General features: G+C 72.0%; 18 protein-coding genes. 9 read left to right on the top strand and 9 right to left on the bottom strand.

Going from position 1 to position 22,902, the window contains the following annotated elements; genetic code table 11:
- Positions 1-322 precede the first annotated feature (322 nt).
- The 5 genes from ACFYMU_RS26745 (at position 323) to ACFYMU_RS26765 (ending at position 7,796) form a co-directional block, all read left to right on the top strand.
- Positions 323-1,993 (top strand): alpha-amylase family glycosyl hydrolase, encoded by a 1,671-nt coding sequence (locus ACFYMU_RS26745; RefSeq protein WP_388378087.1) that lies wholly within the window; start codon positions 323-325, stop codon positions 1,991-1,993.
- Positions 1,994-2,375: 382 nt separating this feature from the next.
- Entirely contained in the window at positions 2,376-3,644 is a 1,269-nt protein-coding gene (locus ACFYMU_RS26750) for an ABC transporter substrate-binding protein (RefSeq protein ID WP_388378090.1), read from the top strand.
- A gap of 29 nt (positions 3,645-3,673) precedes the next feature.
- Positions 3,674-4,618 (top strand): carbohydrate ABC transporter permease, encoded by a 945-nt coding sequence (locus tag ACFYMU_RS26755; protein WP_388378093.1) that lies wholly within the window; start codon positions 3,674-3,676, stop codon positions 4,616-4,618.
- Positions 4,618-5,550, top strand: coding sequence for a carbohydrate ABC transporter permease (locus ACFYMU_RS26760; protein ID WP_388378096.1), 933 nt, complete (start codon positions 4,618-4,620; stop codon positions 5,548-5,550). Before ACFYMU_RS26755 ends, ACFYMU_RS26760 begins: the two co-directional genes overlap by 1 nt.
- Positions 5,551-5,744: 194 nt before the next feature.
- Positions 5,745-7,796 carry a glycogen debranching N-terminal domain-containing protein gene (locus ACFYMU_RS26765; RefSeq protein ID WP_388378098.1) on the top strand — a complete coding sequence of 684 codons (2,052 nt, stop codon included), beginning with the start codon at positions 5,745-5,747 and terminating at the stop codon, positions 7,794-7,796.
- 179 nt (positions 7,797-7,975) lie between these two features.
- On the opposite strand, the gene ACFYMU_RS26770 is transcribed toward ACFYMU_RS26765, so the two are convergent.
- Positions 7,976-8,512 carry a hypothetical protein gene (locus ACFYMU_RS26770; protein WP_388378101.1) on the bottom strand — a complete coding sequence of 179 codons (537 nt, stop codon included), beginning with the start codon at positions 8,510-8,512 and terminating at the stop codon, positions 7,976-7,978.
- Positions 8,513-8,847: 335 nt separating this feature from the next.
- Here ACFYMU_RS26770 and ACFYMU_RS26775 point away from each other — a divergent pair, with 335 nt between their 5' ends.
- The gene (locus tag ACFYMU_RS26775; RefSeq protein WP_388378104.1) at positions 8,848-9,753 is read left to right on the top strand and encodes an SAM-dependent methyltransferase; all 906 of its coding nucleotides are present in this window, start codon (positions 8,848-8,850) and stop codon (positions 9,751-9,753) included.
- 34 nt (positions 9,754-9,787) lie between these two features.
- Here the strand turns inward: ACFYMU_RS26775 and ACFYMU_RS26780 are convergent, their stop codons facing one another.
- On the bottom strand, positions 9,788-10,720 hold the full coding sequence (locus ACFYMU_RS26780; protein WP_388378107.1) for an aminoglycoside phosphotransferase family protein: 933 nt from the start codon (positions 10,718-10,720) through the stop codon (positions 9,788-9,790).
- 159 nt (positions 10,721-10,879) lie between these two features.
- Here ACFYMU_RS26780 and ACFYMU_RS26785 point away from each other — a divergent pair, with 159 nt between their 5' ends.
- Positions 10,880-12,133 carry a PLP-dependent aminotransferase family protein gene (locus ACFYMU_RS26785; protein ID WP_388378109.1) on the top strand — a complete coding sequence of 418 codons (1,254 nt, stop codon included), beginning with the start codon at positions 10,880-10,882 and terminating at the stop codon, positions 12,131-12,133.
- A 67-nt stretch (positions 12,134-12,200) separates the two neighbouring features.
- On the opposite strand, the gene ACFYMU_RS26790 is transcribed toward ACFYMU_RS26785, so the two are convergent.
- Both ACFYMU_RS26790 and argS read right to left on the bottom strand, forming a co-directional pair.
- Positions 12,201-13,082, bottom strand: a complete 882-nt coding sequence (locus tag ACFYMU_RS26790; RefSeq protein ID WP_388378112.1) for a DUF4253 domain-containing protein — start codon at positions 13,080-13,082, stop codon at positions 12,201-12,203.
- A 131-nt stretch (positions 13,083-13,213) separates the two neighbouring features.
- Positions 13,214-14,977, bottom strand: a complete 1,764-nt coding sequence (gene argS, locus ACFYMU_RS26795) for an arginine--tRNA ligase (protein ID WP_388378115.1) — start codon at positions 14,975-14,977, stop codon at positions 13,214-13,216.
- A gap of 237 nt (positions 14,978-15,214) precedes the next feature.
- On the opposite strand from argS, the gene lysS reads away from it, so the two are divergent.
- Complete coding sequence (gene lysS / locus ACFYMU_RS26800) at positions 15,215-16,957, top strand: lysine--tRNA ligase (RefSeq protein ID WP_388378118.1); 1,743 nt, start codon at positions 15,215-15,217, stop codon at positions 16,955-16,957.
- 55 nt (positions 16,958-17,012) lie between these two features.
- Here the strand turns inward: lysS and ACFYMU_RS26805 are convergent, their stop codons facing one another.
- From ACFYMU_RS26805 to ACFYMU_RS26815, 3 genes are all read right to left on the bottom strand, one after another.
- Entirely contained in the window at positions 17,013-18,383 is a 1,371-nt protein-coding gene (locus ACFYMU_RS26805; protein WP_388378121.1) for a DUF2637 domain-containing protein, read from the bottom strand.
- 150 nt (positions 18,384-18,533) lie between these two features.
- The gene (locus tag ACFYMU_RS26810; protein WP_388378124.1) at positions 18,534-19,436 is read right to left on the bottom strand and encodes a DUF3558 family protein; all 903 of its coding nucleotides are present in this window, start codon (positions 19,434-19,436) and stop codon (positions 18,534-18,536) included.
- 125 nt (positions 19,437-19,561) lie between these two features.
- Positions 19,562-20,365 (bottom strand): DUF3558 domain-containing protein, encoded by an 804-nt coding sequence (locus tag ACFYMU_RS26815; RefSeq protein ID WP_388378127.1) that lies wholly within the window; start codon positions 20,363-20,365, stop codon positions 19,562-19,564.
- Positions 20,366-20,557: 192 nt separating this feature from the next.
- On the opposite strand from ACFYMU_RS26815, the gene ACFYMU_RS26820 reads away from it, so the two are divergent.
- Entirely contained in the window at positions 20,558-21,751 is a 1,194-nt protein-coding gene (locus ACFYMU_RS26820) for an RtcB family protein (protein WP_388378129.1), read from the top strand.
- Positions 21,752-21,836: 85 nt separating this feature from the next.
- Here the strand turns inward: ACFYMU_RS26820 and ACFYMU_RS26825 are convergent, their stop codons facing one another.
- Together ACFYMU_RS26825 and ACFYMU_RS26830 are read right to left on the bottom strand one after the other, a co-directional pair.
- Positions 21,837-22,004, bottom strand: coding sequence for a hypothetical protein (locus tag ACFYMU_RS26825; RefSeq protein WP_388378132.1), 168 nt, complete (start codon positions 22,002-22,004; stop codon positions 21,837-21,839).
- Positions 22,004-22,777: an SDR family NAD(P)-dependent oxidoreductase gene (locus ACFYMU_RS26830; protein ID WP_388378135.1), complete on the bottom strand. Its 774-nt coding sequence runs from the start codon at positions 22,775-22,777 to the stop codon at positions 22,004-22,006. The genes ACFYMU_RS26825 and ACFYMU_RS26830 overlap by 1 nt, the downstream gene beginning before the upstream one ends.
- Between the last annotated feature and the right edge of the window lie 125 nt (positions 22,778-22,902).

A 22,902-nucleotide genomic window follows, 5' to 3' on the forward strand; every position in this document is an offset into this window, starting at 1 on the left:
TGGTGACCCGTCAGGACGGGCGCCTCGAACGAGCGGGAGTCGTAGGTGCTGCCCGCCGCCGCCGACCGGTTCCCGCCTTCTGAACGGATCCCTGCGCGATGGGTTGACAGCCGAACGGCCCGATGCTTTTGTTTGCGCCACCGCAGATTTGAACGTTCATATGACCGCAATAGCCGTGAATTGACCAGCAGTCATCGCTCAGCCGTCCACCCCTGCCTCCCCGTTCGGGTGCGGCTGTCACCGACCCGCCCACCAGAGCCCCCATGCCCTTGGGGCCCGATGCCTGTCGGCGTAGGCCGACCGCCCGAAAGGTCACCGTCCGATGGCGATTCCCCCTGTGCCGTGGTGGCGCGACGCCGTGATGTATCAGGTCTACCTGCGCAGTTTCCGCGACGGGAACGGTGACGGCGTGGGTGATCTGCGCGGCGCCCGGAGTGGCCTGCCCTATCTGGCGGCATTAGGTGTCGACGGCCTGTGGCTCAGCCCTTGCTTCCCCTCCCCGCAGTACGACCACGGCTACGACGTCGCCGACTACTGCGCGATCGACCCGCTCTTCGGCGACCTCGACGAGTTCGGCCGGCTGGTGGACGACGCGCACCGCCTCGGCCTGAAGGTCATCCTGGACGTCGTGCCCAACCACTGCTCGACGCAGCACCCGTGGTTCCAGAAGGCCCTCGGGTCCGAGCCGGGCAGCCCCGCCCGGGCCCGCTTCCACTTCGCCCACGGCCGGGGGGAGAGCGGTGAACTGCCGCCCAACAACTGGCGAGCCATGTTCGGCGGACCCGCCTGGACACGCATCCAGGAGCCCGACGGACGGCCAGGACAGTGGTACCTGCACCTCTTCACCCCCCACCAGCCCGACCTCGCCTGGCGCAACCCCGACGTGGCGGACCACTTCGACGACGTGCTGCGCTTCTGGCTCGACCGGGGCGTCGACGGCTTCCGCATCGATGTCGCGGTCGGCCTGTACAAGCACCCGGAACTGCCGGACTCGCCCGAACCGGACGCCGACGAGGAAGCCAGGGACGCGGTGAACCCCCTGGCGTGGAACCGGCCCGAGGTCCACGCGGTGTGGCGCCGCTGGCGCGCCCTCTGCGACGCGTACACCGCCTCGGACGGCAGGGAACGCGTCCTGGTCGGGGAGGTCGCCGTGCCGACCCCCGCCGACCAGGCCCTCTATCTGCGTCCGGACGAACTCCATCAAGCGTTCTACTTCGACCTGCTGCACGCCCCCTGGGACGCCGGCGCCTTCCGACTGCGGATCGAGGCCGCCCTGCGGGACATCGCCGCCACGGGGGCCCCGGTCACGTGGGTGCTGAACAACCACGACCAGCAGCGCAGCGTCACCCGCTACAGCCGCAGCCGGCGTCTCGGCGAGGTACCCGACCTGGAGCGCGGGGAGGCCAGGGCCCGCGCCGCCGCGCTGATGATGCTGGCCCTCCCGGGCAGCGTGTACCTCTACCAGGGGGAGGAGCTCGGGCTGCCCGAGGTCACCGACCTGCCGCCGCACGCCCTGACCGACCCGATCGCCACGGCGACCGGCGACCCGCGCCGGGGCCGTGACGGATGCCGGGTACCGCTGCCCTGGTCGGGGCCGCAGGCGCCCTTCGGATTCTCCGGTGAGGAGTGCGCGGGCACCTGGCTGCCCCAGCCGGACTGGTTCGCCGGGTACTCGGTGGAGAGCCGGCGGCGCGACGGCCGTTCGACCTGGCACGTCTACCGCGACGCGCTGCAACTGCGCTGCAGCCTCTTGCCGTTGCGTGGCCCCGAGCTGCGCTGGCTGGACGGGCCGCCGGACAGCATCGTCTTCGCGCGCGGCGACGGCTTCGTCTGCGCCGTCAACTTCGGGGACGCGCCCGTCGCCGCGCCCGTGCCCGGCGAACCGGTGCTCTCCAGTACGCCCGGCGACGAGGGGAAGCTGGCCGCCAACAGTGCTGCCTGGTGGCTTGTCGACCGCACGCCGGGTCCCGCCCCCCGCCCAGCGCCGGCGTGAACCGTACCGCGCCCCGCCCGCACGGCGGCCCGCCGGACATCCGGGACCGCCCAGGCCCCTGAGCCGGGGCGGCACCGGCGGCCGACCCGTCACGGCGGCGCGACGACCCGTCACGGCGGCGGGGTGCGCCGACCGCGCCGGCAGCGAAGGCCCGACCTGTCGCCCCCGGCGTCGCTCTGGCGCCCCCGGCGTCGCTCTGTCGCCCCCCGGCGTCGACCTGCCGCCCCCCGGCGTCGACCTGCCGCCCCTCAGCACCGCCCTGTCGCCCCCCGCGACCCGCCTCCCCGGCACACGAATGTGCACGTTCGAACCGTCGTGGCCCGCCCGGGCCACCGGCCCCGTGACCGGTCGCCGACCGCGTCATCACCGCGAAGGAGTCGCCATGAGAAACGCCAGAGCCGCCACGGCCCTCACATGCACCGTCATGCTGGCCGTCGCCGGCTGCGCAGGAAGCACGCCGGGCGGGTCCGGGTCCGCGGGCAAGGACACCGACGGCCGCGGGCCCTTCACGCTCGCGATGGGCAAGGACACCACCGGCAAGCTGCAGTCGAAGATCCTCGACGTCTGGAACAAGCGGCACCCCGACGAGAAGGTCACCCTCATCGAGCTGCCCGAGTCCGCCGACGAGCAGCGCGCCTCCATGGTGCAGAACTTCCAGGCCAAGAGCGACCGCTTCGACGCGGTGGCGATGGACGTCATCTGGACGGCGGAGTTCGCCGCCCGAGGCTGGGTCCAGGAGCTCCCGGCCGCCTCCCTGCCCGTCGCGGACATGCTCCCGGCCGCCGTCGACACCGCGAAGTACCGGGGCCGGCTCTACGGAGCGCCCATGGCCTCGGCCGGGGCCCTCCTCTTCTACCGCAAGGACCTGGTGGACAAGGCGCCGACCACCTGGAAGGAACTCGTCGCCGACTGCGGCATCGCCGAGAAGCACGGGATGGACTGCTACGCGGGCCAGTTCGCCCAGTACGAGGGGCTGACGGTCAACGCGAGCGAGGCGATCAACTCCGCCGGGGGCTCCGTCTACGGCTCCGACGGCTCGGTGACCGTCGACAGCCCGGAGGCGAAGAAGGGCATCGACTTCCTCGTCGACGGCTTCCGCCAGGGCTACATCCCCAAGAAGGCCATCACGTACAAGGAGGAGGAGGGCCGCCGCTCCTTCCAGAAGGGTGACCTGCTCTTCCTGCGCAACTGGCCCTATGTGTACAGCCTGGCCAACGCCAAGGGGTCCGACACCAGCATCGCGGGGAAGGTCGGGGTCGCGCCGCTGCCCGGGGCCGACGGCACCGGGGCCTCCACCCTGGGCGGCGCCAACCTCGCCGTCAGCAGCTACTCCCGGCACAGGAAATCGGTCCTCGACTTCATGGCCTTCGTGGAGAGCCCCGAGGTCCAGCGCGTCGAGGTCGAGGACCTGTCCAACGCCCCGGTCCTGACCGCGCTCTACGCCGACAAGGCGCTCTCCCGGAACTTCCCCTACCTGCCCGCGCTGCGCCAGAGCCTGCTGAAAGCGCATCCACGGCCGCAGGTCCCCGCGTACAACGACGCCAGCCTCCGCATCCAGCGAGAGATCTACAAGGCGCTGCAGGGCCAGAAGAGTTCGGCACGGGCCCTCGCGGACCTCGCCAAGGAGCTCAAGCAGGTCGACAACGGCTGAGCGCGCGCCGCACACACCAGGAGGCACCCGTGTCCACCGCAGTCCACGCCCCCGTCGAACCGGCGCCGCCACCACCGGGGAAGCACCAGCGCTCACGCCGCGGCCGTCGTGAGTCATGGCTGGCCTGGTGCCTGATCGCCCCCGCGATGCTGCTGCTGGCGAGCGTGATCGGCTACCCGCTCGTCAAGGCCGTCCACCTGTCACTGTTCAGCGACACCATCGGCCGGGCACCCGAGTTCATCGGTCTCGGCAACTACCACAAGGCACTCACGGGCGACGCGTCCTCCGACTTCTGGTCCGCCGTCGAAGTCACCGCGATGTTCTCGGCCTTCACCCTCGTGCTGGAGGTCCTCATCGGCACCGCCATGGCGCTGGTCATGCACCGCGCCTTCCGGGGCCGGGGACTCGTACGCGCCAGTGTGCTGGTCCCCTGGGCCATTCCCACGGCGCTCACCAGTGTGCTGTGGCGGTGGATGCTCCAGCCCGACGGGATCGTCAACGACCTGCTCGGGAAGACCGTGCTGTGGACGGGCAGCCAGTGGCCCGCCCGGTGGGCGGTGATCATCGCCGACACGTGGAAGACGGCGCCGTTCCTCGCGCTGCTCGTCCTCGCCGGGCTCCAGCTCATCCCCGACGAACTGCACGAGGCCGCCCGGGTGGACGGGGCGGGCGCCTGGCGCCGGTTCCGCAGCATCACCCTGCCCCTGCTGATGCCCGCCCTCATGGTCGCGGTGCTGTTCCGGCTGCTGGACGTGCTGCGCATCTACGACCTGCCGCAGATCCTCACCGGTGGTGCCAACGGCACCACCACCCTGTCGATGCTCGTCGTGCAGGCGTCCGTCGAACAGACCAAGTTCGGTTATGGATCCGCCCTGTCGACGCTGACCTTCCTGCTCATCTTCCTGGTCGCGCTGGCATTCGTACGTTTCCTCGGCAGCCGTCTGCTGCCGGCCGAGGAAGGCGAGGAGCCCTGATGCCCACCACAGTGCGCCCCGGGCCCGCACCGGCTCTCGGGAGACCCCGCCAAGGACCCGTGCGGCAGGCGGCCGCCCGGCGCCGGGGGCTGACACCCGCCGCACGGCGCAGGCTCGGCACGGCCGGGCTGGTCCTCAGCGTGGGAGCCATCGCCCTGTTCTGTCTCGCGCCCTTCTACTGGATGGTGGTCTCCAGCCTCAAAGGGCCGAACGACATCCTGAACAACGACCTGTGGCCGGCCTCCCCGACCCTGGTCAACTACCGGGCCGTCTTCAGCGGACAGAACAACTTCCTCTACGCCCTGCGCAACAGCGCCGTCATCGCCGGCACCACCACCGTGCTGGGCATGCTGATCGGCCTGCTGTCCGCGTACGCCTTCGTCCGGCTGACCTTCCCCGCGAAACGTGTGGCACTCGGGGCCGTCCTGGCGGCGTCCATGTTCCCCGGTGTCGCCCTGCTGACCCCCGTCTTCCAGCTGTTCAGCGACTGGGGATGGATCGACCAGTACCAGGCCGTGATCATCCCGGACATCAGCTTCGCGCTGCCGCTGGCGATCTGGACCCTCACGAGCTTCCTGCGCGAACTGCCCTGGGACCTGGAGGAGTCGGCGATGATCGACGGCTGCACGCAGGCACAGGCGTTCCGCAAGATCCTGCTCCCGCTCGCCGCGCCGGGCGTGTTCACCAGCGCGCTCCTGGTGTTCATCGCGGTGTGGAACGAGTACCTCATCGCCAACGCGATGACCCTCACGCTCGCCTCCCAGCCGGTGACGGTGGCCATCGCCAAGTTCACCGGCAGCTCGCGCTACCAGCAGCCGTTCGGCACACAGATGGCGGCGGGCGTCATCGTGGCCCTCCCGCTGATCGCCCTCGTGCTCGTCCTTCAGCGCCGCATCGTCGCGGGGCTGACCGCCGGCGCGGTCAAGGGCTGAGCGCCGGCGGCGGAATCCAGGGGCGGCAGCGCCCGACGGGTTCCCCGCCGGGAGGCCCGTCGCCCGTCCGCACGAACGGGCCGGTACCGCCCGAGCGGGCCCGCCGCAGGCCCGGCACCTCTTCCCGAACGGCACGAAGCCCAGGCCCGCCACCTCCGTCCCCGGGGGAGGCGTCCCGATCCGAAGGAGTCACAGTGAAGGAGTGGACACGCCAGCCGCTCATCCACGGCGCGCTCGTCAGTCTCAAGGCTCCGGCCCTCGTGCTCTCCCCGTCCGACGGCCAGATCAGGAGGGGGGCCGAAGGCTTCTACGAATCCGACACCCGGCTGATCAGCCGCCTGGTGCTCACGGTGGACGGCAGGGAGCCCGAGCCGGTGGCCGCCCACCCCCGCGATGCCGGGCGGACCCGCTTCCTGGGGATCCACCGGGACGGTGCGGACCCCACCCCCGATCCCACGGTCGTCGTGGAACGGCTGCGCACGGCCGGCCCGGAGTGCGAGCGGATCACGGTCACCAACCACGGCCGGCGCCGCATCGGGCTGGCCCTGCGCCTGGAGGCCGCCTGCGACCTGTCGGACATGTCCGAGGTGAAGGCGGGCAGTCCACGGGAGGCGCTGCCCGCGGAGCTCCGCGGGCCGGGGCTGATCTGGGAGTCCGCCGGGCGGCGGGCGGTCACCTTGGTCGCGGGCCCCGAGCCGCACCGTGTCGAACCCGGCCGGGCGCCCGCCCTGTCCTGGGACATCGAGCTGGCGCCGGCGCAGTCATGGACGACGAACCTGACCCTGGAGGTGTCGTCACCCACCGCGGGGGCGCGACCCGCGGCGGTCGCCGCGCCGCCTCCGGGACCGCCACCGTGGTCGTCACCGGAGGTCACCTGCGCCGACCCCCGGCTGTCCCGTCTTCTCGACCGCGGCCTCGACGACCTGTCCGCCATGCTGCTCGCCGATCCGGAGGACCGCTCCGACCGTTTCCTCGCCGCGGGCGCCCCCTGGTACCTGACCCTGTTCGGCCGCGACTCGCTGTGGGCGGCCCGCATGATGCTGCCCCTGGGGACCGAACTGGCGGCCGGCACCCTGCGGACCCTGGCACGGCGGCAGGGCGCGGCGCACGACCCCGCGACCGAGGAACAGCCCGGGAAGATCTTGCACGAACTGCGCCGTGACGCCAGCAGCAGGCTGCCCCCGCTGTACTACGGCACCGTCGACGCCACCCCCCTGTTCGTGACGCTGCTGGCCGAAGCCTGGCGATGGGGGATGCCCGAGCCCCAGGTGGCGGCTCTGCTGCCCGCCGCGGAGCGCGCGCTGGGGTGGCTGCGCGACCACGCGGACGCCGACGGCGACGGCTTCGTCGAGTACCGGAAACACAGGAGCACGGGGCTGACCAACCAGGGCTGGAAGGACTCCGAGGACGCCGTCCAGTCCGCCGCCGCCCGCCTCGCCGAGCCCCCGATCGCCCTCGCGGAGGTGCAGGGATACGCCTACGAGGCCGCGCTCGCGGGCGCCGACCTGCTGGCGGCCTTCGGCCGGCCGGGTGCGGAGGAGTGGCGGGAGTGGGCCCGGGCCCTGGCGCGCCGCTTCCGGTCCGCGTTCTGGGTGGAGGACGCGCAGGGGCCCTTCGTGGCGATCGCCCTGGACGGCGGAAAGCGGCCGGTCGCGGGGGTGGCCTCCAACATGGGCCATCTGCTGGGCACCGGCATCCTCGACCGGGCGGAGTGCGAGATCGTCGCCCGCCGGCTCGGCCTGCCGGACCTGGACTGCGGGTGGGGACTGCGGACCATGAGCGCCGGTGCCCGGGGTTTCAACCCCCTCGGCTACCACACGGGTTCGGTCTGGGCGCACGACACGGCCATCGCGGTGGCGGGACTGGCGCAGACGGGTCACCACCGGGTCGCCGCCTCCCTGCTCGACGGCCTCCTGGATGCCGCGTCCGCGTTCGACCATCGGCTGCCGGAACTGCATGCGGGGGAGCAACGCCGCCCCGGCTCCCTGCCGACGCCCTACCCGGCGGCCTGCCGGCCCCAGGCGTGGGCGGCCGCGGCCGGGGTGAGCCTGCTGACGTCGCTGATGGGCCTGCGGCCGGACGTGCCCTCGGGCGTGGTGCGCCTCGGTCCCCTGAACGCTCCGGCGATCGGGGCGCTCCGGGTGGGCGGAGTCCGCGTGGGGACCGCGTCGGTGACGGTCTCGGTGGACGGGCGGGGGGAGGGACACATCACCGGCCTGCCTGCCGCGACACGGATCGAACGGTGAGGCGGGTCATCCGCCCGCGGCACGTACCGCCCCGGCCGGGACCGTGTGGGCGCGGCGCGCCGGGGCCGTCGTCCCGCTCGCCGAACGGCACGTCGCCGCCAGGGCGGTGCGTGCCGCGGGGGAGAGAGGGACACATCACCGGCCTGCCTGCCGCGACACGGATCGAACGGTGAGGCGGGTCATCCGCCCGCGGCACGTACCGCCCCGGCCGGGACCGCGTGGGCGCGGCGCGCCAGGGCCGTCGTCCCGCTCGCCGAACGGCACGTCGCCGCCAGGGCGTCGTCGGCGTCGGTGAACGTGAGAGTGAGGGTCCTCGCCGTGCGGCCGCCGAGCCGGTGCCGTCCGCCGCCGAAAGGATCACGCCCGGGCAGGGCCGCGTGCCGGGCGCCGGGGGCCCAGGGGGCCGCCTCGCCGAGGTGGGCCTCCGGGCGGTCGCCGAGGGAGCGGGTGGCGGCGCCGGTGCCCGTGACCGCCAGGGGCGGACGGCCGACGGGGAGGGAGACCTCGGCCGCCGTGGTCCTCACGCCGCTGCCGGAGCGGGGGGACGTCGTGCCGGGGGCCGGGGCGATCCGAAGGGACGCGCCGGGACGGGACGAGGAGGAGGAAGGGCCCTCGTCCCGTACACCCTCTCCGTTCCGGCAGGCCGAGAGCGCGAGCGCGGCGAGCACGGCCCCGGCGGCGGCGAGCAGACGGACGCGGGCGGTACGAGTGGACATGGGGCTGGCCCTTCGACGTGGACGAGCTGGGGGCGCGGCCGCTCGACCGGTCGCCGGGAGCGGGGGCCTCGACGGCCCAGCTTGGGCGATGCCGGCGCCCGGTCGCCACATCCGCCGGGGAATGTGGGACGCCGGGACCAGGGGCTGGGGCCCGACCTGCGCAAACGCCGTCCCCCGGGAAGGGGCCGTGGGACGCGGGCGGTGTCCGCCCAGCCGTGGTGGGCGGACCCGGGCACTTCGAACATGCCTCAGGAGTTAGGTTGTTGACGGTCAGATCGGTCGCCCGCCGACCGAATTGGCGGACCCACCTCACGCCGACCTTCATGGAGACACCCATGCCCGGTGAAGCCCTCAGCCACGACCCGGCCGAGCTGAGAAAGCGGATCGACACCACCAAGGCCCACCCGGCACGCGTCTATGACGTCTTCCTCGGGGGCAAGGACCACTACCCCGTCGACCGCGAGGCGGCCGCCGCCGCGCTCGCCGCCAACCCGAGCCTGTACCTCGACATCTGGCACAACCGCGCCTTCGTGCGGCGGGCGGTCGCCCGGCTGGCGCAGGACGACGGCATCCGGCAGTTCCTGGACATCGGTACCGGCCTGCCGACCGCGGAGAACGTCCACGAGATCGCCCAGCGGATCGGTCCGGACGCCCGGATCGTGTACGTCGACAACGACCCCATCGTCCTGGCACACGCCCGCGCCCTGCTCACCAGCGGTCCCGAGGGCCGTACGGACTACATCGACGCCGACCTCAGGAACCCCGCGCAGATCCTCGAACAGGCCGTGAAGACGCTCGACTTCGACCGGCCGGTCGCGCTCGTGCTCGCGGCGGTCCTGCACTTCGTCGAGGACGAGGAGGCGTACGCGATCGTGCGTGAGCTGGTGGCCGCGCTGCCGTCCGGCAGCCGGGTCGTCATCAGCCATCTCACCGACGACCTCAACCCGGAGCGCGCCCGCGCCGTCCAGCGCACGCTCGCCCAGCACGGCGCCCCCTTCGTGCAGCGCTCCAAGGAGCAGGTCGCCCGGTTCTTCTCCGAGACCCCGGGGCTCACGCTGGACGAGCCGGGTGTCGTCCCGGTCCACCACTGGCACCCGGACGGTGCGGCGCCCGCGCCCGATCCGGTGGACCCGGGGTACCTCGCAACCCTCGACGACATCGACAAGATCCGCTACCGCGCCGCCTCCGACGTCACCGACGCCGACATCAACGTGTACGCGGCCGCGGGCCACAAGGCGTAGCCCCCAACCGAGCGCACGCCGCGAACCCGGCTCCTCACCCCTCCGTGCCGAACCACAGCTCCGCGAGAGCGTCGAGGCGCGGTTCGGACGGAGCCGGGAGCTCGTTCAGGTACCAGGGCAGGTCGCTGTAGACGTGCAGCAGCGCGTACGCGAGCAGTTGGTACGGATCGTGGGGGGCGCGGCCGTACGCCTGGTGGAAGCGGCGGAACTGACGGGGGTCGGCGCGCGTGACGAACAGGCCGACGCTCGCGAAGTCGTAGGCCGGGTCGCCGATCATCGCCGGCTCGAAGTCGAACAGCCCCGTCAGCCGACGGCCGTCGCGCATGTCGATCGTCAGGTGCTCACGCATGAACTCGGTGTGCAACAGGGCCAGTTCGGTGGACACGGGCAGGGGAACGGCATCCAGGAAGTCGGGGATCTGGCTCAGCCAGGGCTCGGTCACCCCGTTGGCGCCGTGCTGCCGGAGCGTGTCCGCCCGCTGGCGGCGCAGGAAGGAGTTCCAGTCGGAGGGGCCCACGATGTCCGTCAGCGGCGTGAAGTCCATGGCGTGCAGCGCGGCCAGCGCCTCGGCCGACTCCGCGACGATCCGGTCGTGCTCCGCCCCCGTCAGCCGGGGCCACGCCTCGGACAGGGCCAGCCCGGGCAGCCGGGACATCAGCACGAACCGCCAGCCGTTCACGTATTCGTCGGTGGCATGCAAGCGCGGTGTCGGCAGCGGGAGTTGTCCCCATAAGTGGGTCAACACCCTTGCCTCCCTGACGGCTTCGGCCGTCTCGAACCGCGGATAGAGCTTCAGCACCAGATCGCCCCCCACCGCGTACACCGGCAGGGAACCGTCGTCGAAACGCCACAACGACATCCCGGTGAGCCCCAGTCGGGAGCACAGGTCCTCCGCGGCCGGGCGCATCAGCGCCTCGTTGCGGACCATTGCTTCCAACTCGTCGTTCGTGTCCACGCTGGGCAGCATGCGCGGCATGCTACGGCTCCCTGACGGTCGTCCGCATGGCGAAACGAGGTTGTTGTACGGGGCAGCGATGTCCCTAAGGTGCATGAACGAGGTGTTTTCGAGTGGCGTGCCCATGGCGTACTGCGCCGTGCGGGCGCCCCCTGCCCACAAGGAGCCGCCGTGACCGTCAGCGACCGCGTCGTCAGCAGTCCGCCACCGCCCGCGTTCGCCGGCCGGGTCGCCGCGGTCGGCGGCTCGCCCGTACGGGACATCCTCGCGGTCACCGCCCGGCCCGAGGTCGTCAACTTCGCGGGCGGCCTGCCGGCGCCCGGGCTCTTCGACACCGGGGGGATCGCCGCCGCGTTCCACGCCGTGCTGGCCGAGGCGCCGCAGCGGGCGCTGCAGTACTCGACGACCGAGGGCGAACCCGTGCTGAGGGCCGCGCTCGCCGATCGCGCCACCGCGCGCGGCCTCGCGACCCACCTCGACGACCTGCTCGTGACCACCGGCTCGCAGCAGGCGCTGTCCCTGCTCGCCACCGCACTGCTGGAGCCCGGCGACACCGTCCTCGTCGAGAACCCCTGCTATCTCGCGGCGCTGCAGGCATTCGGTTTCGCGGGCGCCCGGGTCGTCGCCGTGCCCGGGGACGCGGACGGGGTGGACCCGGACGCGCTGGAGGAGCTGGTGGTGCGGGAGCGCCCCAAGCTGCTCTACCTGGTCCCCACCTTCCAGAACCCCACCGGCCGCACCCTGCCCGCCGAACGCCGTGCCGCGATCGCGCGCGTCGCCGCCCGGCGCGGGCTGTGGGTCGTGGAGGACGACCCGTACGGGGAACTCCGCTTCGAGGGCGAGCGGGTGCCGTGGATCGCCTCGTACGAGGAGGCGCGGGACCGCACCGTGCTGCTCGGGTCGTTCTCCAAGGTCATGGCCCCGGGGCTGCGGCTCGGCTGGCTGCGGGCGCCCGCGGCGCTGCGGCGGGCCTGCGTGGTCGCCAAGCAGGCCGCCGACCTGCACACGCCGACCGTGAACCAGCTCGCCGCGGCGCGTTATCTCGCCGACCGCGACCTCGACGCGCATGTGGGGCGGGTCGCCGCGGCGTACGGCGAGCGCCGGGACGCCATGCTGGCGGGCCTCGCGGACGCGCTCCCGGAGGGCTCGGCCTGGAACCGCCCGGAGGGCGGCATGTTCCTGTGGGTCCGGCTCCCGGAGGGGCACGACACCACGGCCCTGCTGCCCCGGGTGGTGGAGCAGGACGTGGCGTACGTGCCCGGCGCGCCCTTCTACGCGGGTGCGCCCGACACGTCGACGATGCGTCTGTGCTTCGTCACGCACACACCGGAGGAGATCGCGGAGGGGCTGCGCAGGCTGGGCCTCGGCCTCGGCCTCGGCCGAGACGCGACCACGGGCGCCGCCGCGGCCGGCCCCGCCGACTGAGCACCAGCGGCCCGGTCCCGCCGGCCCGGTCCCGCCGGCCCGGTCCCGCCGGGTCAGCCCCGCCGGCTCAGTCCCACCAGAAGGACCACACCCGCTGGTCGAGGACCGCGTGCTCGGCGTACGCGCGCAGGGTCTCGTGGTGCCCCTGGACGATGTTGTCCGGGCAGCACGCGAAGTGCTCGGCGGCCAATGCCTCGGCCTCGGCCCGGGTGGTGGGCGGCGCCGCCACCGACAGGACGAGCTGGTCGTAGGTGAGCGCGACGACGCGTATGCCGAAGCGGTCCTCCCAGGAGCGCAGGACCGAGCAGAGGACGGCCGTGTCGTTCTCGTGGTTGAACGGGCCGGGCCACCCGAGGGCCGCGGGTATGTCCGCGGAGCGGCGGGCCGGGACCAGGGCGAGGCGCGGATCCTCGAACCAGGAGCCGTCGTCCAGGAGGCGGTCGGCGATCTCGGCGGCCCGGGAGTCCGGGTCGGCGGCCAGGGTCTGCGCGGGGGCGAGGCCGGGCCAGTCCGGGCCGAACGGGGCGAGCGTCTCGTCGGGCGGCGCAGGCTCACCGAAGACCCCGACGACCTTCTCCCCGCCCGGACCGTCGTCGTCGACGCCGCCCGTCTCCGCCACGTAGTCGTCCCAGAACCCGGCCAGTACCTCCTCGGCGTCGTAGTCACCGGGGTAGGACATCTCCCCGGGCCTCAACTCCCATCTGTCCGGGCCGCCCACCTTCCCGCCCACGTCGATGAGCACCGGAAGGAGCCCCACCCGGGCGGCGCGCGACCCCAGCCGCGCCCAGTTGCCGGAGGACGCCGCACGTCCGGCATGCCACAGCAACGGCTCGTGCCAGGGGCCGTCGCACGTCGCGTCGATCAGTCTCCCGGGCGGGAGTTCGAGCCCGAGCCCACGCCCGCTCGGGTCGGCCGCCAGCCGGGGCAGCGGATTGGGAAGGGTAGCCATGCCAGTGACTGTAGGGGCAGCCACTGACACGGACGACGGGGGGCGGCTCCGGTGGCCGGGCGGTCCCCACGACCGCTCGGCGGCCGGGGCGGGGAAACCGGCCCCGGCCGGCCCCGGCCGAGCGGCTCCTGTCAGAGCCGCTCGGGTGTCCGGATCCCCAGCAGGGCCATGCCCTCGTGCAGGGTGCGGGCCGTGATGTCGCACAGGAAGAGGCGGTTCTCGACCTGGTCGGGCGTCTCGGCCTTCAGGACCGGGCACTTGTCGTAGAAGGACGTGTACAGGGACGCCAGCTGGTAGAGGTAGGCCGCCAGTTTGTGCGGGGCGTACTCTCCCGCGGAGTCCGCCACCGTCTCCGCGAACTGGTCCATGTGCAGGCCCAGGGCCCGCTCCGGGCCGGTCAGGTCCAGTTCCGGGTGCGCGGCAGGACGGGCCTCGCCTGCCTTGCGGAGGATCGACCGGATACGGGCGTACGCGTACTGGAGGTACACGGACGTGTCGCCGTTCAGCGACACCATCTGGTCCAGGTCGAACTTGTAGTCGCGGCTCGCCGACGTCGACAGGTCCGCGTACTTCACCGCGCCGATGCCCACCTGGGCGCCGCGCTCGGCGATCTCCTCCTCCGACAGGTCCTGCGCCTTCTCCCGCACGACGGCGGAGGCGCGGTCGACCGCCTCGTCCAGCAGGTCGACCAGCCGCACCGTCTCGCCCTCACGGGTCTTGAACGGCTTGCCGTCCTTGCCGAGGACCGTGCCGAACGCGAGCTGGACCGCCTTCACGTCGTCGTTCAGCCAGCCGGCCCGGCGGGCGGTCTCGAAGACCATCCGGAAGTGCAGCGACTGGCGGGCGTCCACCACGTACAGGAGCGAGTCGGCCTTCAGGTTGAAGACACGGTCGCGGATCGCGGAGAGGTCCGTGGCCGCGTAGCCGTAACCGCCGTCGGACTTCTGCACGATCAGCGGGACCGGGTTGCCGTCCGGTCCCTTGATGTCGTCGAAGAACACGCACAGCGCGCCCTCGGAGCGGACCGCGACGCCGGACTCCTCCAGCAGGCGGCACGTCTCCTCGAGCATGTCGTTGTAGCCCGACTCGCCGACGATGTCCGGGTCGCGGATCTCCATGTCCAGCTTCTCGAAGACCGAGAAGAAGTAGATCTTCGACTCGTCCACGAACTTCTGCCACACGGCGAGCGTGTGCGGGTCGCCGGCCTGGAGGTCCACCACCCGGCGGCGCGAGCGGGTCTTGAACTCCTCGTCGGAGTCGAAGAGCCGGCGGGCCGCCTTGTAGAGCCGGTCGAGGTTCGACATCGCCTCCTCGCCGGTGACCTCGGCGGCCTTGTGGTCCAGCTCGTGCGGGTGCTCGTCCAGGTACTGGATGAGCATGCCGAACTGGGTGCCCCAGTCGCCGATGTGGTGGCGGCGGATCACCGTCTCGCCGGTGAACTCCAGGAGTTTGACGACGGAGTCGCCGATGACCGCGGAGCGCAGGTGGCCGACGTGCATCTCCTTGGCCACGTTCGGCTGGGCGTAGTCGATGACCGTGGTGCCCGGCGCCTCGGCACAGGGCACGCCGAGGCGGCCCTCGGGGTCGGCAGCGCGCGCGGCGAGGTTCTCGGTGATCGCCTTGTCGGTGACCGTGATGTTGAGGAAGCCGGGGCCGGAGACCTCGACGTCCTTGATCAGGTCGCCGGTGACGACCTTGTCCACGACCTGGCCCGCCAGCTCGCGCGGGTTCGTCCTCGCCTTCTTGGCGAGCGCCAGGATCCCGTTGGCCTGGTAGTCGGCCCGGTCGCTTCGTCGCAGCAGCGGGTCCGCGTCGGCGGCCTCCGGCAGGGCAGCCGAGAGGGCGGTCGCGAGGCGCTGATGGACGGAGGCGGTGAGGGACGTGACCGAGGCCATAGGAGTGGGTGCCGTTCTCCTCGTGCGAATGGATAGACACGGCCAGTATCCCATGCGGGGCAAAGCGAGTTTTCCGGTCGCCGGGTGAACCCCGGCCCGCGTCCGCTCGTCCCCAGGTGAAGGAGCGGTACGGCGTCGAGAAGCCGTTTTCGCGGATGTGGGTGCGGCTGGGACAATGGACCGGTCAGCCGTGCGACCGTACCGGCTGCTCATGGAGAACCTTCAGAAAAAGAGGACGTGCCGATCGTGGCTCAGAGCACCGAGACCACCGACTGGGTCTCCCGTTTCGCGGATGAGGTCATCGAGGAGTCGGAGCGCCGGGCCCCGGGCAAACCGGTCGTCGTCGCGTCCGGGCTCTCCCCGTCGGGGCCCATCCACCTGGGCAACCTGCGGGAGGTCATGACGCCCCACCTCGTCGCCGACGAGGTCCGGCGGCGCGGGTACGAGGTGCGCCATCTGATCTCCTGGGACGACTACGACCGGTACCGGAAGGTGCCGGCCGGTGTCGCCGGCGTCGACGAGTCCTGGGCCGAGCACATCGGCAAGCCGCTGACCTCCGTGCCGGCCCCGGAGGGCTCCCCGCACCCCAACTGGGCGGAGCACTTCAAGGCCACCATGATCGCCTCGCTCGCCGAACTGGGCGTGGAGTTCGACGGCATCAGCCAGACCGCGCAGTACACCTCGGGCGCGTACCGGGAGCAGATCCTGCACGCGATGAAGCACCGCGGCGAGATCGACGCGGTGCTCGGCCAGTACCGGACCAAGCCGAAGCCCGCCAGGAAGCAGCAGCAGAAGGCCGTCGACGAGGCCGAGCTGGAGGCCGAGGAGGGGTCGGGCGCGGCGTCCGAGGACGACGGCAGCTCCGGCTCCGCCGGGTACTTCCCGTACAAGCCGTACTGCGGCGCCTGCGAGAAGGACCTCACCACCGTCACCGCCTACGACGACGCCACCACCGAGCTGGCCTACACCTGCACCGCGTGCGGCTTCTCGGAGACCGTCCGGCTCAGCGAGTTCAACCGCGGCAAGCTGGTGTGGAAGGTCGACTGGCCGATGCGCTGGGCCTACGAGGGCGTGGTCTTCGAGCCGAGCGGCGTCGACCACTCCTCGCCCGGATCCAGCTTCCAGGTGGGCGGGCAGATCGTCGGGATCTTCGGCGGCGAGCAGCCCATCGGCCCCATGTACGCGTTCGTGGGCATCAGCGGGATGGCCAAGATGTCCAGCAGCAAGGGCGGGGTCCCCACCCCGGCCGACGCCCTGCGGATCATGGAGCCCCAGCTGCTGCGCTGGCTCTACGCCCGCCGCCGGCCCAACCAGTCCTTCAAGATCGCCTTCGACCAGGAGATCCAGCGGCTCTACGACGAGTGGGACAAGCTGGCGGCCAAGGTCGCCGACGGCTCCGCGCTGCCGGGTGACGTGGCCGCGTACACCCGGGCGGTCGGCACCGCCTCCGGGGCGCTGCCCGCCACCCCGCGCCCGCTGCCGTACCGCACGCTCGCGTCCGTCGCCGACATCACCGCGGGCCACCGGGACCAGGCGCTGCGCATCCTGTCCGACCTCGACCCGGCGAACCCGCTCACCTCGCTCGACGAGGCCCGGCCGCGGTACGACAGGGCGGAGGCGTGGATCAACACCCACGTCCCGGCCGACCAGCGCACCATCGTCCGCGACGAGCCGGACGCGGAGCTGCTGAAGTCCCTCGACGAGCAGGCGCAGCAGTCGGTGCGGCTGCTGCTCGACGGGCTGGAGGAGCACTGGTCCCTGGACGGGCTCACCCACCTCGTGTACGGGGTGCCCAAGGTCCAGGCCGGTTTCTCCGCCGACGCCACCCCCAAGGAGCTGCCGCCGGAGATCAAGACCTCCCAGCGGTCGTTCTTCGCGCTGCTCTACCACCTGCTGGTGGGACGGGACACGGGGCCTCGGCTGCCCACGCTGCTGCTGGCCGTGGGCCAGGACCGGGTCCGCAGGCTGCTCGGGGAGTGACCCCGCGCACGAGGCCCCCGCACGGCAACGTGCGGGGGCCTCGTGCGTCACGCGCTCACGCGATGTGGTCCTCTTCGAGTTCCATGGAGTGGCGTTTCTGGAAGCGCATGACCATCCGCTTCGCGTCGGCGTCCAGGACGGGGACCCCGTACGTCGCCTCGACGTTGTCGCTGAACTCGCGCGGCGTCGGGTAGCCGCTGCCGCTGATCGACTGCTTGAAGACCTGGTAGTAGGCGTCCTCGTCCGGCTCCGTGCCACCGCCCCCGCCGAGCTCGCGGGTGCGGTTGCCGGAGACGGGGATGGGGAAGCTGCCGGTGTCCTCGGGAGAGGGTTCCCCGGCGGGCTGCCGCGGCTGCTCCTGGGGCTGCCGCTCCTGGTACCGCGCCTGCGGGTACTGCTCCGGCGGGTACTGCTCTTCCTGGTACTGCTGGTACTGCGCCTGCTGGTACTGGCCCTCGTGGAACTGCTGGTCGTCGTACCACTGCCAGTGCTCCTCCTCCGGCTCGTACGACGGCTCCGGCTCGAAGTTCGGGTCGTAGTCGCCCTGGTACTCGACGTGCTGGGGCCGGAACCAGGGGCTGTGGTCGGGTTCCGGTACCTGCTCGGGCCTGCCGCCGTCCAGTTGCGGGCGCCCGTCGCCGACGGGCAGCCCCTGCTGCGCCACGGGCGCCGCCCCGGCGTCGCGGCCGCCCACGGCGGCCGTGTCGAGCCGGGGCGTCGGGGGTATCAGCGCCGGCTCGATGCCCGCCGCCGCCAGACCGGCGGGCGCGGTGTCGGCGAGCGGGACCCCGTACCGGGCCAGCCGCAGCGGCATCAGGGACTCCACCGGGGCCTTGCGCCGCCAGGCCCGGCCGAAGCGGGAGCGCAGACGGGCCTGGTAGACGAGACGCTCCTGCTCCAGCTTGATGACCTGGTCGTAGGAGCGCAGCTCCCACAGCTTCATACGGCGCCAGAGCAGGAAGGTGGGCAGGGGGGACAGCAGCCAGCGGGTGAGGCGGACGCCCTCCATGTGCTTGTCCGCCGTGATGTCCGCGATCCGGCCGATCGCATGGCGGGCCGCCTCGACCGCGACCACGAACAGCACCGGGATGACCGCGTGCATACCCACGCCCAGCGGGTCGGGCCAGGCCGCCGCGCCGTTGAACGCGATCGTCGCCGCCGTCAGCAGCCACGCCGTCTGCCGCAGCAGCGGGAAGGGGATGCGGATCCAGGTCAGCAGCAGGTCCAGGGCCAGCAGGACGCAGATGCCCGCGTCGATGCCGACCGGGAAGACGTAACTGAAGTTCCCGAAGCCCTTCTTGATCGCCAGCTCGCGGACGGCCGCGTACGACCCCGCGAAGCCGATCCCGGCGATGACGACGGCACCGGTGACGACCACGCCGATGAGAATTCGGTGCATCCGTGTCAGCTGGATTGGCGCGGCCACCTGTACTCCCCTCCCCTTGCGTGTTGTTGCGCGCAACAGAGTGGCACACGCGTCCGGCGAACGGGTGGCCGGTGTGGATGAAGCCCGTTCCGCCCGGCCGGCGGGGCGCGCCGGCCACCCTGTCCGCGCCGCGAGTACGACGGAAGAAGGTCAGCTCCTCCCGGTGCCCGAGGAGGCGGTCGGGGAGGCGCCCTTGACGGCGCTCTTCGAGGCACTGGGCGAGGGCGACTTCGACGGAGAGGCGCTCTTCGACGGTGAGGTGCTCGGGGGCACGACCGCGCCGCCGCCCTCCTGGTTCGCCGCCGAGACGGCGGCCACCGCGGTCTTCACGGCCTGCTCCGCCGCCTTCGTCAGGTCGTCGGCGTTCGGCGTCTTCTCCCCGGCCAGGCCCGCACCGTTGTAGTCGAGCGTGATGACGACGTTCTCCACGCGTGCCACGACCGTCTGCTGTTTGAAGGCGCCTTCCTTCTTCTTCAGGTCGTAGCGCACCGCGGTCGCCTCGTCGCCCGCCCCGGCGACCGGCTCGGAGCGGGTGTTCTGCGCGCCCGGCACGGACCGGGCCTCCCGCACCTGCTTGTCGTAGTAGGTCCGCGCGAGCTTGTCGCCCTCGCCGCGCGCGGCGTCGGACTCGAAGCGCAGCAGCGAGACGTTGAGCCAGCGGAACTGCGAGCCCTTGACGCCGTTGTTCTGCAGGCTGCTCCACGAGCAGCTGGCACGCGTCTTCGTGTCCTCCGACCTGCCCTCCTTGCCTGACTTCGCCCCCTTCGGCACCAGTTCCTCCAGGGTCTTCCGGGGCAGGACGGCGCAGGCCTCGGGAAGCGTCGTGTACGCCGCGGGGCGCACGGCGTTCGCCGAGGCGCTCTTGCTGGGGGACGCGCTCGACTGCTGCTGCTTCCCGTCGCCACCCGAGCCGGAGTCCGAGGAGCAGCCGGCGGCGACGAGCACCATCGGGACGGCGGCCGCGCAGACAAGGAGGCGGTTCAGGCGCGGGCCCCGCCGGGCCGGCCGCTGCTCGCGCTGGTCTCGCTGGTCTCGCTGTGCAGGTCGGTGCATGGTTCCTTCACTCATGACGCTCGTGGGTCGTGCGGTCGGATCGGGTCCGAGGGGCCACGGTACGCGGTGGGGACGCATGCGGTGTGCGGTTCGGTTCCGCCGCCGGGGCGGCGGGCGGCTGCCCGTCAGCCCAGTGAACCGTCCAGCTGCCCGGCCAGTTTCCTGGCCTTGTCCTGCATGTCCTCGCTGCTCGGCGCCTGTCCGACGGTGGTCGACTGCTCCTCGTACTCGATCGTCACGACCACGTTGGACGTGCGGAACACCACAGTCACGGTGCGCTGCTGGGCGTTGCCCTGCTGGTCGTTCAGGAACGCCTCGTCGCCGAGGTCGTCGAGCGTGCGGGGCCGGAGGTCGACCGGGGTTCCGGTGGCCGACGGACTGCCCGATGCGGCGGGGGAGCCGGATGCGGACGTGGTGGGGGAGGGCGGGGCGCTCGTGCTCGCCGAGCCGCCGTCCGGCGAGGCGGAGCGGGAGTCGGGAGCGGGCAGGCCGGCGGCCTTCTCCTTGGCGGCGAACACCTGCTGGGCGCGGCTGTCGTCGCTGACCGCGTTGTCGTACGACACCACCCGCTCGAAGTCGACGAACAGATGGTCCGTGGCGCCGGGGGCCTCGGCCTTCCATCGGCAGCCGGAACGGCGGTCGTTGCTGTACGTGAGCGCGGCCTCGCCCGCGTACGCCCTGTCGCGCTGCTCCTGTTCGGTCACCTGCCTCAGACCGGGCAGGAGCGATTCGAGCGTGTCCTGCCGCACCGCGCCACACGCGTCGGAGAGGGTGCGGTACTTGCCGGGCTGGGCGGCGGTCGTGTCCGTGGCCGTGCCGGACGCCTTCGAGTCGCCGGCCGTGCCGCCGCCGCCCGAGCCGCTGCTGCAGGCGGCCAGCAGAGCCGCGAGGAGCATGACGGCGCCCGGAACGTACGCCTTCCGCTGCACGGTGAGGCTCCTCTCGACGGTTCAGCGCGGTTCGGGCGCTGGTTAATCGGTTGGCGCGCGGGGCGGACCCCTGCAGACAATGTGTATCGCACGCACTGCCGTGGACGCCGGTCCGTTGTCCTTTACGTCGACCCTGGCGCCGGTTTTTGCGCTTCGTCATGAGTACAGGCTTTCCGGGGGAATGAGGACGATATGTCGTACGTAGAGGTGCCCGGCGCCGAGGTCCCGATCCGCATGTGGGCGGACCCGGCCACGATCGAGGGCGCCGCGATGCAGCAGCTTCAGAACGTGGCAACCCTGCCGTGGATCAAGGGCCTTGCGGTGATGCCGGACGTCCACTACGGCAAGGGGGCGACGGTCGGCTCGGTCATCGCCATGCGGGACGCGGTGTGTCCGGCGGCGGTCGGGGTGGACATCGGCTGCGGCATGTCGGCGGTGAAGACGTCGCTGACGGCCAACGACCTGCCGGGAGACCTGTCGCACCTGCGGTCGAGGATCGAACAGGCCATTCCGGTCGGGCGGGGCATGCACGACGAGCCGGTGGACCCCGCGCGGCTCCACGGGGTGGCGACCTCCGAATGGGACGACTTCTGGAAGCGGTTCGGCTCGGTCGCCGAGGCCGTGAGGTTCCGTCAGGAACGGGCCACCAAGCAGATGGGAACGCTCGGCTCGGGCAACCACTTCGTCGAGGTGTGCCACGACACGACCGGCGCGGTCTGGCTGATGCTGCACTCCGGGTCCCGGAACATCGGCAAGGAACTGGCCGAGCATCACATCGGCGTCGCCCAGAGGCTCCCGCACAACCAGGGGCTGGTCGACCGCGACCTCGCGGTCTTCGTGGCGGACACCCCGCAGATGGCCGCCTACCGCAACGACCTGTACTGGGCGCAGGAGTACGCCAAGTACAACCGCACGCTGATGATGGCGCTCCTGAAGGACGTGATCCGCAAGGAGTTCAAGAAGGCGAAGCCCGTCTTCGAGCCGGAGATCTCCTGCCACCACAACTACGTGGCCGAGGAGCGGTACGGGGGCATGGACCTGCTCGTGACCCGCAAGGGCGCGATCCGGGCCGGGTCGGGCGAGTACGGCATCATCCCGGGCTCGATGGGCACGGGGTCGTACATCGTGAAGGGTCTCGGCAACGAGAAGGCGTTCAACTCGGCGTCGCACGGCGCAGGCCGGCGCATGAGCCGCAACGCGGCGAAGCGCCGCTTCACGGCGAAGGACCTGGAGGAGCAGACGCGGGGCGTGGAGTGCCGCAAGGACTCCGGCGTCGTGGACGAGATACCGGGCGCCTACAAGCCGATCGAGCAGGTGATCGAGCAGCAGGGCGACCTGGTCGAGGTCGTGGCGAAGCTGAAGCAGGTCGTCTGTGTGAAGGGCTGACCGCCCGGCGCGTCCGCCCGGCCGACGGCGTGCGGGGCCGGCCTCGCGTGCCGCGCCGGGCGAACGACGTCCGCTTCGCGGCCTCCTACTTCGCGTGGCGCACGGCGAAGATCATCACGAAGGCCACCACATGGATGCCGAAGAGGAAGTACGCGAGGTAGATCCACACATAGCGCTCGCGCTTCTTCTCCAGAGCCAGGCGCTGCTGTTCCATGGTCCGGTCGGGCTCGTCCGCCGGTATCGGTTCGGTCATCACAGCTCCCGGTGGACCTTCGTGTTCGACGCCTGGGCGCGCGGGCGCAGCACGAGGAGGTCGACGTTGACATGGCTGGGGCGGGTGACGGCCCAGGTGATCGTGTCGGCGACGTCGTCCGCGGTCAGAGGCTCGGCGACGCCCTGGTACACCTTCGCCGCCTTCTCCGCGTCCCCGCCGAAGCGGGTCAGCGCGAACTCGTCCGTCCTCACCATGCCGGGGGCGATCTCGATCACCCGGACCGGGGTGCCGACGATCTCCAGGCGCAGTGTCTCGGCGAGGACGTGCTCACCGTGCTTGGCGGCGACGTAGCCGGCGCCGCCCTCATAGGTGGCGTGGCCTGCGGTGGACGACACCACGACGATCGTGCCGTCGCCGCTCGCGGTGAGCGCGGGCAGCAGGGCCTGGGTGACGTTCAGGGTGCCGATGACGTTCGTCTCGTACATCCGGCGCCAGTCCTCCGGGTCGCCGGAGGCGACCGGGTCGGCGCCGAACGCGCCGCCCGCGTTGTTCACCAGGACGGCGAGCGTCCTGAAAGCCGTCGCGAACTCGTCGACCGCCGCACGGTCGGTGACGTCCAGCGGGTACGCCGTCGCCGAGTGGCCGGCCGCGGTGAGCTCCTGCGCGAGGGCTTCGATGCGGTCCTTGCGGCGGGCGGTGAGGACGACGCGGTAGCCCGCGGCGGCGAGCTGCCGGGCCGTCGCGGCGCCGATGCCGCTGCTCGCGCCCGTGACAACGGCGATGCGGGACGCGGCGGGTGGTGCGGCGGTCATGGGGCGGCTCCTCGGACGGCGGGCTCGTCGGTACGGCGTACGGGCGACTTCCGTCAGGATAGGTGCCGGGGGACGCGGCAGGCCGGGATGCCCGCAGGGTGGGCGGCCCGGTGTTCGACGGGTGG

Source organism: Streptomyces sp. NPDC007264 (genome assembly GCF_042869095.1).
Lineage (GTDB): Bacteria > Actinomycetota > Actinomycetes > Streptomycetales > Streptomycetaceae > Streptomyces.